This window comes from Sphingobium sp. B11D3D, from assembly GCF_025961755.1.
Lineage (GTDB): Bacteria > Pseudomonadota > Alphaproteobacteria > Sphingomonadales > Sphingomonadaceae > Sphingobium.
The window spans coordinates 1,521,196-1,536,636 of sequence record NZ_JAOQOG010000001.1 but is presented as its reverse complement, the minus strand read 5'-3'; the positions used below and the strand labels follow the sequence as shown (position 1 = coordinate 1,536,636).

General features: G+C 64.5%; 12 protein-coding genes. 5 read left to right on the top strand and 7 right to left on the bottom strand.

Annotated features, from left to right (window positions below):
* Positions 1-8 precede the first annotated feature (8 nt).
* Both M2334_RS07220 and M2334_RS07215 read right to left on the bottom strand, forming a co-directional pair.
* Complete coding sequence (locus tag M2334_RS07220; RefSeq protein WP_181559953.1) at positions 9-941, bottom strand: alpha-E domain-containing protein; 933 nt, start codon at positions 939-941, stop codon at positions 9-11.
* Between the two features lie 61 nt (positions 942-1,002).
* Positions 1,003-2,409, bottom strand: coding sequence for a circularly permuted type 2 ATP-grasp protein (locus M2334_RS07215; RefSeq protein ID WP_264605115.1), 1,407 nt, complete (start codon positions 2,407-2,409; stop codon positions 1,003-1,005).
* 406 nt (positions 2,410-2,815) lie between these two features.
* On the opposite strand from M2334_RS07215, the gene leuA reads away from it, so the two are divergent.
* The gene (gene leuA / locus M2334_RS07210) at positions 2,816-4,510 is read left to right on the top strand and encodes a 2-isopropylmalate synthase (protein ID WP_264605114.1); all 1,695 of its coding nucleotides are present in this window, start codon (positions 2,816-2,818) and stop codon (positions 4,508-4,510) included.
* A gap of 89 nt (positions 4,511-4,599) precedes the next feature.
* On the opposite strand, the gene M2334_RS07205 is transcribed toward leuA, so the two are convergent.
* The gene (locus M2334_RS07205; protein WP_264605113.1) at positions 4,600-5,127 is read right to left on the bottom strand and encodes a cytochrome b; all 528 of its coding nucleotides are present in this window, start codon (positions 5,125-5,127) and stop codon (positions 4,600-4,602) included.
* A 92-nt stretch (positions 5,128-5,219) separates the two neighbouring features.
* Positions 5,220-7,247 carry a TonB-dependent receptor gene (locus M2334_RS07200; protein WP_413716108.1) on the bottom strand — a complete coding sequence of 676 codons (2,028 nt, stop codon included), beginning with the start codon at positions 7,245-7,247 and terminating at the stop codon, positions 5,220-5,222.
* Positions 7,248-7,369: 122 nt separating this feature from the next.
* Here M2334_RS07200 and M2334_RS07195 point away from each other — a divergent pair, with 122 nt between their 5' ends.
* On the top strand, positions 7,370-8,338 hold the full coding sequence (locus M2334_RS07195; RefSeq protein ID WP_264594329.1) for a helix-turn-helix domain-containing protein: 969 nt from the start codon (positions 7,370-7,372) through the stop codon (positions 8,336-8,338).
* Between the two features lie 4 nt (positions 8,339-8,342).
* On the opposite strand, the gene M2334_RS07190 is transcribed toward M2334_RS07195, so the two are convergent.
* Positions 8,343-9,335, bottom strand: coding sequence for a bile acid:sodium symporter family protein (locus M2334_RS07190; protein WP_264605112.1), 993 nt, complete (start codon positions 9,333-9,335; stop codon positions 8,343-8,345).
* 264 nt (positions 9,336-9,599) lie between these two features.
* Here M2334_RS07190 and M2334_RS07185 point away from each other — a divergent pair, with 264 nt between their 5' ends.
* On the top strand, positions 9,600-11,609 hold the full coding sequence (locus M2334_RS07185; protein WP_319801337.1) for a S9 family peptidase: 2,010 nt from the start codon (positions 9,600-9,602) through the stop codon (positions 11,607-11,609).
* Positions 11,610-11,706: 97 nt separating this feature from the next.
* Entirely contained in the window at positions 11,707-12,246 is a 540-nt protein-coding gene (locus M2334_RS07180) for a PEPxxWA-CTERM sorting domain-containing protein (RefSeq protein ID WP_264605111.1), read from the top strand.
* Positions 12,247-12,424: 178 nt separating this feature from the next.
* Here M2334_RS07180 and M2334_RS07175 read toward each other — a convergent pair whose 3' ends face one another.
* Positions 12,425-13,897 (bottom strand): aldehyde dehydrogenase, encoded by a 1,473-nt coding sequence (locus tag M2334_RS07175; protein WP_264573077.1) that lies wholly within the window; start codon positions 13,895-13,897, stop codon positions 12,425-12,427.
* A 209-nt stretch (positions 13,898-14,106) separates the two neighbouring features.
* Between M2334_RS07175 and M2334_RS07170 the strand changes: the two genes are divergently transcribed.
* The gene (locus tag M2334_RS07170) at positions 14,107-14,532 is read left to right on the top strand and encodes an SRPBCC family protein (protein WP_264605110.1); all 426 of its coding nucleotides are present in this window, start codon (positions 14,107-14,109) and stop codon (positions 14,530-14,532) included.
* 19 nt (positions 14,533-14,551) lie between these two features.
* Here the strand turns inward: M2334_RS07170 and M2334_RS07165 are convergent, their stop codons facing one another.
* Positions 14,552-15,436 carry an SDR family oxidoreductase gene (locus M2334_RS07165; protein WP_264605109.1) on the bottom strand — a complete coding sequence of 295 codons (885 nt, stop codon included), beginning with the start codon at positions 15,434-15,436 and terminating at the stop codon, positions 14,552-14,554.
* Between the last annotated feature and the right edge of the window lie 5 nt (positions 15,437-15,441).

Here is a 15,441-nt window from a genome sequence, read left to right as displayed (position 1 = left end):
CCTCCCGCTCAGCCGAAATGATAGGCTTGTGCGATTTCGTGCCCAAGCATGTTGCACTGGACAATCTTGCTCTGGACGGTTTCGTGCAAGCCCCGGCGGAAAATATCTCCGCTATTGGCCTGCGCGAGCGTCTCCACCATCTCCTCGCTGCGCAGATTGGCCGGCGTGCGCTGGCCGTGCCAACTGGCCAGCCGCTGCAGCCGATAGGCGATCTGATCGAAGCAATAGAGCGTGCTGCGCGGAAACTGCCGGTTGAGCATCAAGAAGTCCGTGATCTGCGCGGGCGTGTAGGAGCCGCCATAGACATGGTGATAGGCGCGGCTGCCCGACAGCGCGTGCAGCACCGAAGTCCACTGATAATGGTCGCGGTGGCCGCCGACCACTTCGGTCTCCGGCAACAGGACGTAATATTTGACGTCGAGCAACCGCAACGTCATCTGCGCCCGTTCCAGCGCGCCGCCCACGCGCAGGAAATCGTGCCCCTCGTTGCGCAACTGGCCGCTCTCGGTGGCGCCCCGGAAGATCATCGCACGGGTCTTCACCCAGTCGATGATCTCGGCGAACTCTCGGCGCGCATCGTTGACGCCATAGGTTTCCAGTTTGCGCCAGCCCTCGTTGAGCGCTTCCCACATCTCCTGCGTCAGCGCGGTGCGCACCGACTTGCCGTTCTGCCGTGCCCGCGCGAGGCAGGCGCGGATGGAAGCAGGGTTATCGGCATTGAGAATGAGATGTTCGACGATGTCGCTCTCGCGGATAATCGCATCCTTGCCGAACACATCCTCGCACTCGGTGACCTGCACGACCGAGCGCCACTCGTCGCGCATCGTCGCGCCGGGCAGGATGGTCATCCGCTGCCCCATGGTGAGCAGCCGCGCGGTGGCTTCGGCGCGCTCCATGTAGCGGGCCATCCAGAACAGATTTTCGGCGGTCCGGCTCAGCATGGGCGGCCTCCCTTTGGTTGGACCCGCATGCCGTAAGCGGCCTCTCTCATCGCAGCCCCCCTCACCGCAGCACCCACGTGTCTTTGACGCCGCCGCCCTGGCTTGAATTCACCACCAGCGACCCTTCCGCCAGCGCAACCCGCGTCAAGCCTCCGGGCACCAGCCTGATCTCCTTGCCGACAAGACAGAAGGGCCGGAAATCGACATGGCGCTGTACCAGGCCGACAGGCCCAAGTGTGGGTGCTGCCGAAAGGTCGAGCGTCGGCTGCGCAATGAACTCGGAAGGATTGGCGCGGATGCGCGCGCCATAAGCCTCGATCTCGCTCGCGCTGGCCTTGGGGCCGATCAGCATCCCATAGCCGCCCGAGCCGTGGACTTCCTTCACGACCAGCTCAGGGAGATGGTCCATCACATAGGCGAAATCGTCCGGCTTGGAACATTGCCAGGTCGGCACATTCTGCAGGATCGCCGTCTCGCCCAGATAGAAGCGGATCATCTCCGGCACATAGACGTAGATCGCCTTGTCATCCGCAATGCCCGCACCGGGCGCGGAGCAGAGCGTCACGCCGCCTCCGCGATAGGCATTGAACAGGCCCGGCACGCCCAGCAGGCTATCGGGCCGGAAGGCGAGCGGATCGATGAAATCATCGTCGATGCGCCGGTAGATCACATCCACCCGGCGGGGGCCGCGCGTGGTCTGCATGAAGACCAGCCCGTCTTCCACGAAGAGATCGGCCGGCTCGACCAACTCGACGCCCATCAGGTCGGCCAGATAGCTATGCTCATAATAAGCGCTGTTGAACGAGCCAGGGGTGAGCACCACGACCTGCGGCACGCCCTTGCAGGCGGGCGGCGCCACCTCCTGCAGCGAGCGCAGCAGCTGGCTCGGATAATCGTCGACCGGCGCAACACGCTGCCGGGCGAACAGCTCCGGGAACATCCGCGTCATGATCTCGCGGTTTTCGAGCATGTAGGAGACGCCCGACGGTGTGCGGCAATTATCCTCCAGCACCATGAAATCGTCGAGACCAGTGCGGACGATGTCGATGCCGACGATATGGCTGTAGACCCTGCCCGGCGGGGTGAAGCCGGCCATCTCCGGCTTGTAGGCCTTGTTCTGATAGACGATGTCGCCCGGCACGATCCCGGCGCGGATGATCTCGCCGCGATTATAGACGTCGAGCAGGAAGGCATTGAGCGCCGCCGCGCGCTGGCGAATGCCCGCTTCCAGGCGCGCCCATTCCGCAGCGGTGAAGATGCGCGGCAGCAGATCGAATGGAATAAGCCGCTCCGGGTCGCCGCCCTCCCCGTACACAGCAAAGGTGATGCCGATGCGCCGGAAGATCGCTTCCGCCTCGCTCAATCGTCGGTGCAACCCCTCGATGCCGGTCTCATCCACCCATTGCTGAACCACCGCGTAACAATCGCGAACGTCTCCAGCCTCACCCAGCATCTCGGAACATGTCATCAGCGTATGCGTTTCTCTATCTTATTGTGCATTGCAGCATAGTGAGCCGGGGAAATTCAAAATCAAGAGTAAAAATCACGGGAGGGACGATCCCGTTCCGAGCAGTTAAAAATATCCCGGCAAGGCGGCATGGCGGATTGACGCAACGCGAAAAATATGGCCGATTACCGCCGTTTTTCTACTTCATGCTGGACGGACGCTGATTTTCCGTGCATGGGAGCGCGCATGGACTTTTGGCTGGCCCTTCGCCTTACGCGACTTACGCGCCCTTAGGCGCGATACCCAAGCGGTTGCCGCAGGCGGCCCGCTGCGCCTAAGGGCCTTTTAGCCACAGAATCAGATCCTCATCAGTGCAAATGGATAGCGCCTGCGTGCATTTGGCTGTGAACAATGAAATGTCCGAACCATGATGCTGAGCGACCCGTCACAGAAATACCGTCCCTTCCCGCAAGTGGACCTGCCCGACCGGCAGTGGCCCTCGCGCACGATCACCCAGCCGCCCCGCTGGCTCTCGACCGATCTGCGCGATGGCAATCAGGCGCTGATCGATCCGATGGATACCGAGAAGAAGACCCGCTTCTTCGAGTTACTGACCCGCGTGGGACTCAAGGAGATCGAGGTCGGCTTCCCCTCGGCGGGCGCGACCGAGTTTGATTTCATTTCCGGCCTCGTCAAATCGGGCCGCATCCCGGATGACGTGATCATCCAAGTGCTCACGCAAGCCCGCCGCGACCTGATCGAGCGGACCTTCGAGAGCCTGCAGGGCGCGCGCCAGGCCATTGTCCACGTCTACAACGCTGTCTCTCCGGCGTGGCGGCGGATCGTGTTCAACATGGAGCGGCCGCAGATCAAGCAGATCGCCGTCGATGCCGCCAAGATCATTCGCGACGAAGCCGCCAAGCAGCCGAACACCGACTGGCGGTTCGAGTATAGCCCCGAAACCTTCTCCACCGCCGAGCTGGATTTCAGCCTGGAGTGCTGCGAGGCGGTGATGGACATTCTCCAGCCGACGCCGGAGAAGCCGCTGATCCTCAACCTGCCCGCCACGGTCGAGGCCGCGACGCCCAATATCTATGCCGACCAGATCGAATGGTTCTGCCGCCACATCCGGAACCGCGACAGCGTGGTCATCTCGCTGCACCCGCATAATGACCGGGGCACTGGCGTGGCGGCGGCGGAGCTGGGCCTGATGGCCGGCGCCGACCGCGTCGAGGGCTGTCTGTTCGGCAATGGCGAGCGCACCGGCAATTGCGATCTGGTGACCGTGGCACTCAATCTTTACACGCAGGGCGTCTCGCCGGGCCTCGACTTCTCCAACATGGAAGAGGTCGTGCAGACGGTGACCTACTGCAACCAGCTGCCCGTCCACCCCCGACACCCTTATGCCGGCGATCTGGTGTTCACCGCCTTCTCCGGCAGCCATCAGGATGCGATCAAAAAGGGTTTCGCCGCGCAGGAACAGCGCAATGACGAGATCTGGGACGTGCCTTATCTGCCGATCGATCCGGCGGATATCGGCTGCTCCTATGAAGCGGTGATCCGCGTCAACTCACAGTCCGGCAAGGGCGGCGTCGCTTGGGTGCTGCAGCAGGACAAGGGCCTCAAGCTGCCCAAGCGGATGCAGGGCGATTTTTCCAAGGTGGTGCAGGACTTGGCGGACAAGTCCAGCCGCGAACTGCATGCCGCCGACATCTGGGAGGCGTTCGAGCAGCATTACTGCCTCACCGGCGCGCAGCCCTATGCGCTGGTCGATTATGTCGAGAGCGGCCCCGCCGGGAACCGCGTGTTCACCGGCAAGATCGTCCATGATGGCAAGGAGCGCAGCATTTCTGGCCGGGGCAATGGCCTGATTTCGTCGGTCCTCTCGGCCCTGCGCGATGAACTCGGCATCGGGCTCGACGTTGTCGACTATAATGAGCACGCCATTGGCACCGGCGGTAACGTCCGCGCGGCCGCTTATGTCGAATGCCGCACCGATGACGGCACCACATTCTTCGGGGTCGGCACGGATGAAGACGTGGCGACGGCGTCGGTGAAGGCCGTGCTGTCGGTCGTGAACGCCTATCACCGCCGCCAGAATGCAGCAGCAAAGGCTGCCTAACAGGCCCGATCCTTCAGAGCATCGATAAACCCGGCCGGAGCATCCTCCGGCCGGGTTTTTCATATCCCGCACAGGTTAGCCCCGCAGCCTCACACCATCCGGATAATCAGCCCATCCCGCCGGATGAACTGGTGCCACAGCGCCGCGCCGATATGGCCGATCACCAGCGCCCCGAAGATGAGCCCAAGCACCTCATGCGAACCCGCCACGTTCACGATGGCATCGCCTCGCGCCACCGCGAATTTGGGCACGTCGAAGACATTGAACCAGTTGAGCGGACGCGGCCCTGCCGAGGACATGATCCAGCCGGTGAGCGGCATGAGGATCATCAGGGCATAAAGCAAACGGTGCATCAACGCCGCCGCGCGCTTGGTGCGTCTGGATATGGTCGTCGGCAGCGGCGGCGGGCTGTTCATCAGGCGCCAGAGCAGCGCCAGTACGGACAGGACGAGGACGGTCAGCCCGATGGATTTGTGAATATTCATGACGCCGGGGACCACCGCACCCAGCGGATCGTGCCCGATGCCGATCACGATATTGGCGATAATCAGCAGCGCAATGATCCAGTGCAGCCAGATCGCCACCATGGAATAGCGCACCCCCGCGTAAGTCCCCATCACGTCCTCCAACATGCCCAACAATGGGCAGAATGCGGACAAGGGCCCCGCTGCGCAAGAGGCCGCTCAAATATGCGAGCGCGACGGAGGCGCTATCCCGCGATCTGGACGCCGATCCAGAAGGTCTGCGGCGTGCCCAGGTCTGTGCTCACGGCGCCGTTGGTCGAGGTGACCTGTCGGGTCACCACGCGCTCGTCGAACAGGTTCTCGACCCGGCCGACCAGCGCCATCCGGCCGGTCAGTGGCACGCGGGCATAGCCGTCGAGTGTCGTCGCGGGGGCCATCCGGTCGGCCTGCAGATCGTCCTCATATTGCGGGCCGACATGGCGGACGGTGAGCGCGAGCCGGGCATTGCCGGGCGCATGCCAGCCCAGCGTGGCGCTGGCGCCGTGGCGCGGGCTTTGTGCCGGTTGCAGGCCATCGAGCTGGGCCGCCGCGCCGCTCGCTTCCACGCGGCTGTCATTATAGGCATAGGATGCCGCGAGATCGAAATCCCCGAACGTCATCGTCCCGCTCACTTCGATGCCCTTCGCCACAATCGCATCGACATTGCGGCGCTGGCGCAGATTGGTGCCGATCGTCACGTTCGCGACGGCATCGGCCAGATGATTGTAGAAGGCGGTGGCGGAAAGCGTCACACCGGGAGCCGGCGCCAGATCGAACCCGGCCTCGACACCGCGCAGCCGCTCGGGGGCGAGATCGGCATTGGCCTGCGTCGTCACCGGGAATACCGTGAAGCCGCGATACAGCTCGTTGATCGTCGGCAGGCGGAAGCTGGTATAGCCTGCGCCGCGCAAGGCGACCCCCGGTGTGGCCTGCCAGATCAATCCGGCGCGGAAGCTGCCTTCCCAATCCTCACGGTCGGCATAGGTCACCGTCCTGACCGCGCCGGAGGCCGGCGTTCGCTCGGTGAAGAGGCCCCCACTGATCCGCCAATAGTCGAGGCGCGCACCGCCGGTCAGGACAAGGCGCCCGAGCGACCAGTCATCCTCCACATAAATGCCGCTCGTGACCTGCCGGCCGCTGGCTTCACGCCGCGCGGTCGCGGCGCCGGTCGTGGCGTTGAGCGCCTCCTCATACATGTCCGCGCTCGCGAACCGGCTATCGGCGCCGATCCGCAGCAGATGATCCTCACCCACCGGCGGGCGCACTTCCAGCTTGCCGCCGAGCCCTGTCGACGGGGTATTGCGCTGGTTGAGCGTCGGGCGAAAGCTCGTTGCGCTGACCACGATGTTGCTGAAGTTGCGCAGTTGCACATAGCCCAGCGCCTCGACCTGCCAGTCGCCGCGCCCGACATAACGGAGGCTGGCGTCCTGCCCTTCCTGCGCGCTATCTGCCCCGGCGAAGCGCAAGGTCCGGTCATCGCGAAACAGGCCGATGCGTGCCTGAATCTCGCTCGACTCGCCCACGGCGGCGACACCGCGCGCGCTCACCGCCCATGTCTCGTAGCCCGCCGGCACGCTGGCCGCGACGCGCTGGTCCGCAGGCGTCGTCCAGAAGCCATCACCCCGGGCATAGCTGCCGGAGATGGAGACGAAGCCATTGCCGAGATCGGGACTAAGGCTCGCCTCGATCTGCTGCGCATTACGCGAGCCATAGAGCGCCCGCGCGCTATAGCGCGGCAATTGCGTGCGATCGGCGCTGAACAGCTCGATGCTGCCGGCGACCGTGCCGGCCCCGAAGCTTCCCGCACCACCGCCCCGGGTGATCCGCGCCGCGCCGATTCCGTCGAGCGGCAGGGCATTGAACGGAATGGAACCGAAGAAGGGATCGGCCAGCGGCACGCCATCCAGCAGCACGACCGCCCGGCTGGTCGCATTGCCGCCCAGCGCGCGCAGCGTGACGCCCTGCGCCGAAGGATTGGCCGAGCGGCTATCCGACCGGCGGAACTGCTGGAAGCCGGCGACATCGCCGAGCGCATGCTCGATCGTGCCGGAGGCGTCCTCCGCCAGCCGCATCTTCTCGAGCGTGACCGATCCATAAGCCGGCGTGCCTGGCGGCAGCGCAAGCCCCTGCCCCAGCACCACCACATCCGGGCCGGTTTCCTGCGCGTGAAGGGGCATGGAGAGGAGCAGACTGGTGCCGCTGAGCAGCGCGACGAAACGGAAATGGGTCATCATGGGGCCGGGCCATGCCGGATCGGCCCGGCCTTGGCAACGCCGCGATAAATAAGCGGGGATGTCTGACCATTTGCTTTGACAAGGCCCGGCACCTGTCTCAATACAGGATTGGAGTTGAGGAGATGGAAGCAGTCAATCTCGAGGGTCTATCCTCGGTTGTCGACCTGAGCGGCTTTGATCGGGCCAAGCGCGCGGACATATGGGCTGGCGCGGCGCCGAATGTTTTTCCCGGCCTATGCGTACAGGCGATCGAGGCCAATCCCACAATCGGGGCAATCCTGCATCGCCGTGTTGGCCCGGGCGCGCTGTTCGCCGTGTCCTCCGCCCCGGCCGAGGTGACATACACGCCCACCGGCAGCCCGGAATCCCACCAGTTTCTCACCATGATGCTGCAGGCTGAAGGCAGCTCTCTTGCCACCCAGCGGCAACGCCAGTGCGAGATGGCGCCGGGCGACATCTGCTTTATCGACGAGCGCTACCCGTTCCGCCTGTGCGGTCTGGATTACAGCCAGCTGTTGCTGCTGCGGATGCCGCGCGCGCTGGTCATGAGCCGCTTCCCCGACATGGAGCATCTCGTCGCGACGCTCATTCCCGGGCGCGATGCCGGCACCTCCCTGCTCGCTCACACCGTGCTGCACCTGCTGCGCGTGGCGGGCGACCTGCGAGAGGCGCAGCAGCACGCGGCGATGAATGCCGTCATCCAGCTCCTTGGCGCCACCTCCGGCCTTGCGGTGGAGCTGGAGAATGTCCACTGGCGCGTGCAGAAGGCGCTCGACTATATCGAGCTCAATCTCTCCATCCCCGGCCTGACCGCCGAACAGATCGCGCAGGCGCAGCATATCAGCCGCCGCCGGCTCGATCAGCTGATGCGCGATGCGCTCGGCGTCTCGATCACCGGGCAAATCTGGAACCGCCGCCTGCAGCGCGCTGCCGACGATCTGCGCGATGCACGCTGGGCGGGCGCCTCGATCTCGCAGATCGCTTTTGCCAACGGCTTCGAAGACCCGGCCCATTTCGCCCGCGCCTTCAAGCGCCGGTTCGAGACGACGCCCGGGCAATGGCGCGCCCTCGCCCGGCCTTTGACTCACTGACCAGTCAGGATTCGCCCGGTGCCGCCGCAATCGCGCGGCGCTCATAGGCGCGCGCCAGGAACGCGCCGGTCACCAACTGGACGATATGGAACATCATCACCGGCAGGACGACGGCGCCGGCCATGGCTGCGGGGAAAAGCACATTCGCCATCGGCACGCCCGTCGCCAGCGATTTTACCGATCCGCAGAACACCAGAGATGCCTCGTCAGGACGCGCCAGGCCGGTCAGCCGCGCCGCTAGCCGCAGCACGATGACGACCACGGCCAGAATGAGCAGGCAGAAGCCGAGCAGAATGGCGATGTCGATGCCGGAGATCGCCTGCCAAAGGCCGCCGGTCACCGCCTTGCCGAATGCCCCATAGACCATCACTAATATGGCGCCGCGATCCACGAATGAGGTGAGCATCTTGTGGCGCAGCAGCCAGGCGCCGATCCAGCCGTGCAGCGCCTGACCGATGGCGAAGGGGATCAGGATCAGGCCCACGATCGCCCAGACGGCATCCATGTTGATTGCCGCGCTGCTCGCCAGCAGCAGGCCCGTCAGCAGCGGCGTAAAGACCACGCCGGCCAGATTGGAAGCCGCCGCCGCGCATACCGCTGCCGGCACATTCCCCCGCGCAATCGACGTCAGCGCGATGGACGACTGCACTGTCGAGGGCAGGCAGCACAGGAAGAGAATGCCGGTGAACAGCATCGGCTCGATGACCGGCCCGGAGAGCGGCTTGAGGGCGATACCGATCAGCGGAAACAATGCGAAGGTCGCCGCGAGGATGAGCAGTTGCAGCTTCCATTGGCCGATGGCGCCGACCACCGCCTCGCGCGGCAGACGCGCGCCGTGGATGAAGAACAGCGCAATCACCAGCACCTTGCCGAGCAGATCCACCGCCGGGACCAGACTGCCGCGCGCCGGCAAAAAACTCGCCAGCAACAGCGTGCCCAGCAGCATCAGCGTAAAACGGTCGATCTTCAGCCAGGCAAGGCGACCGGTCTTTTTCAATTGCTATCCCCCAATCGGATGAATGTCTGGCAGGCACCCTTAGGCCCATCCCGGCAAAGCCCATAGGCTCATGGCGCACAAATTCTAGTCGGCAAAACCCCCGGACGGCTGCCGCACGCCTTGGCCCGCCATCCAAAAGCCTCAGCCGGCTAGCCCGTGGCGGAACCATTCGATATGCTCGCGCTATTCCGAAACAGCCGGCTCCCCCTTCCCAACGGACGACCGGCCCATCGAGAGACATGCTTTATGAAGAGGCCGACCTGCGTGACGACATTTGCCCTTGGTTTCATGCTGGCTGCCGGCGGCGTGCCCGCGACGGCGAGCTTCGCGCAGGATGCGCCGATCATCGAGCGGCAGCGCCTGTTCGGCAACCCGGACCGCGCCCAGCTGCGGGTGAGCCCGGATGGCAAATATCTTTCCTGGCTCGCGCCGCGCGATGGCGTGATGAACATCTGGATCGCGCCGGCCGACCATCCCGATCAGGCCAAGCCGATGACGGCAGAGAAGGACCGGCCCATCGGCGTGCATTACTGGACGGCCGATTCCGCCATGCTGCTCTATGTGCAAGACAAGGGCGGAGACGAGAATTACCTGCTCTACGGGGTCGATGTCGCCACTGGCGCCGAGAAGCTGCTCACGCCCTTCGAGAAGACTCGCGTGATGATCGTCGGCACCTCCACCACGATCAGCGACCGCATTCTCGTCGGCATCAACAACCGCGACGAGCGCTGGCACGATGTCTATAGCCTCAACCTGAAGACCGGGGCGCTGACCGAGGTCATCCGGGGCGATGGCTATGCCGGCTTCCTCGCCGACAATAATCTCGTGCTGCGCATGGCACTGCGGCCCAATGCCGAGGGTGGCTATGATTTCTTCCGGGTCACGAACAACGTCGTGGAAGACAAGCCCCTCTCCCGCACCACGCTGGAAGATGCCCTGACCACCCAGCCCGCCGGCTTCACCACGGATGGCAAGACGCTCTACTGGCTGGACAGCCGGGGCCGCGACACCGCAGCTCTGATTGCGCAGGACGTCGCCACGGGGAAGAGCCAGGCGCTGGCCGCCAATGACAAGGCCGATGTCGGCGGCGCGATGGCCGATCCCGTCACCGGCGAGATCGAGGCATACTCGGTCGAGTATCTGACCACCGAATGGACGGCGATTGACCCAGACGTCGGTCAGTCGCTGGCGTGGCTGCGCGAGCGGCTGAAGGGCGATTTCCAGGTCACCTCCCGCACGCGCGACGATACCGTCTGGACGATCTACAACGATCCGGTCACCGCGCCGGCCGCCGCCTGGCTGTACGACCGCAAGAAGGGCGCGCTCACCAAGCTATATGTCAGCCGCCCCGATCTGGAAGGCGCGCCCCTGGTGCCCATGCATGCGCGGGAGATTACCGCACGCGACGGCCTCACTCTGGTCTCCTATCTCACCCTGCCGCCGGGCAGCGACGCGGATGGCGACGGCGTGCCGGACAAGCCGGCGCCGATGGTCCTTCTCGTCCATGGCGGGCCGTGGGCGCGGGACAGCTTTGGCTATAACAGCTACCACCAGTGGTTGGCCAATCGCGGCTATGCTGTGCTGTCGGTCAATTTCCGCGGTTCGACAGGCTTTGGCAAAAGCTTCATCACAGCGGGCAACCTGCAATGGGGCCTCAAGATGCATGACGACCTGATCGACGCGGTCGATTGGGCGGTCAGCAAGGGCATCACGGCCAAGGACAAGGTCGCGATCATGGGCGGCAGCTATGGCGGCTATGCGACGCTCGCCGGCCTCGCCTTCACGCCCGATGCGTTCGCCTGCGGGGTGGACATTGTCGGCCCCTCCAATCTGGAGACGCTGCTGAACACCATCCCGCCCTATTGGACCGCCGGCATCGAACAATTCCACCAGCGCATGGGCAATCCCAACACGCCCGAGGGGCTGGCGCTGCTCAAGGCGGCCTCGCCGCTGCACAAGGCGGGCCAGATCAGCAAGCCGCTGCTCATCGGCCAGGGAGCAAACGATCCGCGCGTGAAGCAGGCGGAGAGCGACCAGATCGTCGAGGCGATGAAGGCCAACAACATTCCGGTCACCTATGTGCTCTATCCGGACGAGGGCCATGGCTTCGCCAAGCCGCAGAACAATATCGCCTTCAACGCGATCACCGAGAGCTTCCTCTCGGCCTGCCTCGGCGGGCGGGCAGAGCCAATCGGCGCCACGGTCAAGGAGTCGAGTGCCAAGGTGCTGGCCGGCGCGGAGATGCTGCCCGGCCTGAGCGATGCGCTGAAGTAACTCGAAACAAAGGCAGGCCGGTGCCGCCCGGCCTGCCGCGCTCTAGGCGCATGTTCGAAAATGAGACAGTCTGGCGCATCCTTTAGGGAGGCGTTCCATGTTGAAGCCTGTGCTCGCGGCCGCTCTGGCCGCCCTGTCTCTCCCCGCTCATGCCATCACCCCATTCGAGATCAGCGGCACTGCCGATGTGTACCGGATCGATCAGGTCGCGCAGACCACGACCTATCTGGGCAAGACGACGTTTTTCGCGAGCGGCGATCTCGCGGTGGGCGGCAATGGCGGTGGCACCATGCCCGGCGATTTCACCTATTCCGCCCTGTTTGGCCACGTGACGCGCTGGGACATCGGCTTTTCGTTCGGGCCGGAGACGGTTGATCCCTTCGATGGGCTGTTTCACGCCACGCAGGGCGGCGGCGTCTTCATGTCCGGCTACGAGGTGTTTGATCGCGCCGAACTCACGATCACCAGCGCGCGCATGTGGCAAGATGAGAGCTGGCCGGCCGAACCCTTCCCAGATATCCGCTTCGGCTCCTTCGTCCCCGAACCCGCAAGCTGGGCGATGATGATGGGAGGCCTGGCGCTGGTTGGTGCGATGATCCGGCGGCGGGAGATGTCGTTGAGCTTGGCGCGGGCCTGAGGACCAAACCTCCCGACCGGTACCACCCGTGCTCCTGCGAAGGCAGGAGCCCAGGGCCCAACCGCAGCACACTATCGCCCTGGGCTCCTGCCTTCGCAGGAGCACGCGCTTTTCTTGCTTGGTAAGTCCCTGATGCCAACGCCCGCCCGCAACAATCGCGGGCGGGCGCCGGACCAGATCAGGCGAAGTAAACCGCCTTCGTCTCCGTGTAGTTCTCGAGACCTTCGATGCCACCATCCCGACCGAGGCCGGACTGCTTGAAGCCGCCGAAGGGCATGTGAATGTCCACCATCATGCCGTTGATCGTCACCGAACCGGCGCGATATTCGCGCGAGACGGCGAAGCCGCGCTCCGCATCCTGCGTGTAGATTGCGCCGTGCAGACCGTACACGGTGTCATTGGCCTTGGCGATCATGTCCGCCTCATTGTCGTAATCGACGAACGAGACGACCGGGCCGAAAATCTCCTCCTGGAAGATCGTCATGCTCGGGTCGACATCGGTGAACACCGTCGGCTCGATGAAGAAGCCACGATTGAGGTCGGCCGGGCGGCCGCCGCCGAGCGCGAGCTTGGCGCCCTCGGCCTTGCCCTTGGCGATATAACCCTGCACGCGCTCAAGCTGGCGCTGCATTGTGAGCGGGCCCATGCCGGTATCCGCCTCGAACGGATCGCCGACCTTCACCTTGGAGACGGCGCTCGTATAGGCGTCGATGATCTCGCTCTTGCGGCTCTTGGGCACCAGTACGCGGGTCAGCGAGAAGCAGACCTGCCCGGTGATCGGCATGGAATAGGGCACGAGGCTCTTGAGCACATGGTCCATATCGGCATCGTCGAGGATCATCGCCGCCGACTTGCCGCCCAGCTCCAGGCTGACGCGGGCGAGACGCTCGGACGCGACGCCGGCAATGTGCTTGCCCGCAGCGGTCGAGCCGGTGAAGCTGATCTTGTCGATACCCGGATGACGGATGAGGTGATCGCCCACCTCGCGCCCGGCCGGCAGCATGTTGAACACGCCGGCGGGGATGCCCGCTTCCTTGATCGCTTCAGCGAGGATGTGCGCATCGATGGGCGTTTCCGGCGAAGGCTTGCAGACCATGGTGCAGCCTGCGGCCAGCGCGGCTGCGACCTTGTAGACCAGCAGCACCAGCGGCGCGTTCCACGGCGTGACCGCCGCGACGACGCCAACCGGCTCCTTCACAACGCGCACCTTGTTGCCGCCCATCGAGCCAATGCGCTCATCGACGAACTTGTAGCTGTCGCACAGCTCGCCATAGAATTTGAACAGGCCGGGCACCTGATAGCTGGCCTTGCTGGAGAAGCCGATCACGGCGCCGACCTGGCCCGTCCAGGCCTCGGCCAACTCGGGCATGCGCGCCATGAGAATGTCGGAGACCTTCTTGAGGTACACGCCGCGCTCGGCGGGCGCCATACGCGGCCACGGGCCGGTGTCGAAAGCCTTGCGCGCGGCGGCGACGGCGACGTCCACGTCCGCCGTGGTCGGCTCGAAATAGGTGAGGACGGTTTCCTCGTCATGCGGGGTCACCACCGACAACTCATTGGTGCCGCTGCTCTTGCGCCATTCACCATCGATGAACAGCTGCGCCGCGCCGCGATCCTTTATGCCTTTGATCGTCTTGTTGAAATTTTCCATGCCGAATCTCCTAAGATCGAACGTCCTCTTCGTGGCGCCTTAATTGGCGACTGGTACGCGAAGGCGCAAGCATGCGATGGCCACTTTCCGGATCGATCCCTGCCTCATGCTGCATTGACAGGGCGCCCGGCCGTGCAGGAGGATGGACCGAGAGGCATCGCGAACCGATGAGAGGGCGAACGCCTGCCGGCAAGGAGAGATCAGCCATCATGACCAGCGAAATGATCACCGTCGAAGCGCTTGTGGAGGCGCCCATCGATCATGTCTGGCGGTGCTATACGACGCCGCAGGACATCATGCAGTGGAATGCCGCATCCGATGACTGGCATACGACGGCAGCCAGCGTCGACCTTCGCGAAGGCGGCGCATTCTCCTCGCGCATGGAAGCCAAGGATGGCAGCGTGGGCTTCGATTTCGCGGGCACCTACACCCGCATCGAACCGGAGCGCCTGATTGAATATGCGTTCGGGGAGCGCACCGCCCGCGTGACATTCGCGTCCGCAGCGAATGGCACCCATGTTCAGGTGCAGTTCGAGCCGGAGGACGAACATAGCCGCGACTTGCAGCGCGACGGCTGGCAAGCGATCCTCGACAATTTCGCGCGCCACGCCAAACAGGCGCATCAGGCGGGCTGACCCGCCCAATGGGCGGCGGTCAATCGATCACGTCCATCGCCATCAACCGCGCGACCGTCTCGTGCCGGAAGCGCTCGAAACTGCTGCGTGCGTCGGGCACCGGCAGACCGGTCACGAAGGCGGTTTCCAGATCCTGATGCATCGCGCGCATTTCCGGCAGGAATTCGCTGTGCGTAAGGATGTGGGGGCGGTTCTCGCGGATCGCCTCGACCACCAGCCGGCCCATTTCCAAAGGGTCCATTGCCGCGCGCATCGCGGCCCAGAAGCGCTTGACGAACACGCCCTCCTCGCCCGGCGGGGCACTGCTGTCATCTTCCGGCACCGGCATCAGCGCGCTCTGCACCGCGCCCGGATAGAGGCAGGACACGCCAATGCCATGCGGCGCCAGATCGAGCCGGAGTGTCTGGGTATAGCCGCGCACGGCATATTTGCTCGCGGCATAGGCGCCGGCACCGGGCAGCGGCACCATGCCGGCCATGGAGGCTGTGTTGATGACATGACCGCCCTCGCCCTGCGCCTTGATGATCGGCACGATGATCTTGCAGCCGTTGACCACCCCGCCCAGATTAATCCCGATGGTCCGGTCCCAATCCTCAAAGTCGGGATCATCCGCCGCACCGCCGCCGCCGACGCCGGCATTGTTGGCCAGCAGATGGATCCTGCCGAACATGTCCAGCGCCTCCTGCGCCGCTGCGCGCAGGGCGGCCCGGTCGGTCACGTCCACCTTGATGAAGTGCGTGGCATTGTTGCCCGTCATGAGCTCGCGGGCGGCATCGAGATGGTCCTGATTGTAATCGGCGATAACGAGCTTCATGCCCTCGGCCAGAAACGTGCGCGCCATGCCGAGGCCAATGCCACTCGCTCCGCCCGTCACGAAGGCCACCTTGCCCGCAAAATTCTTCATGCCCG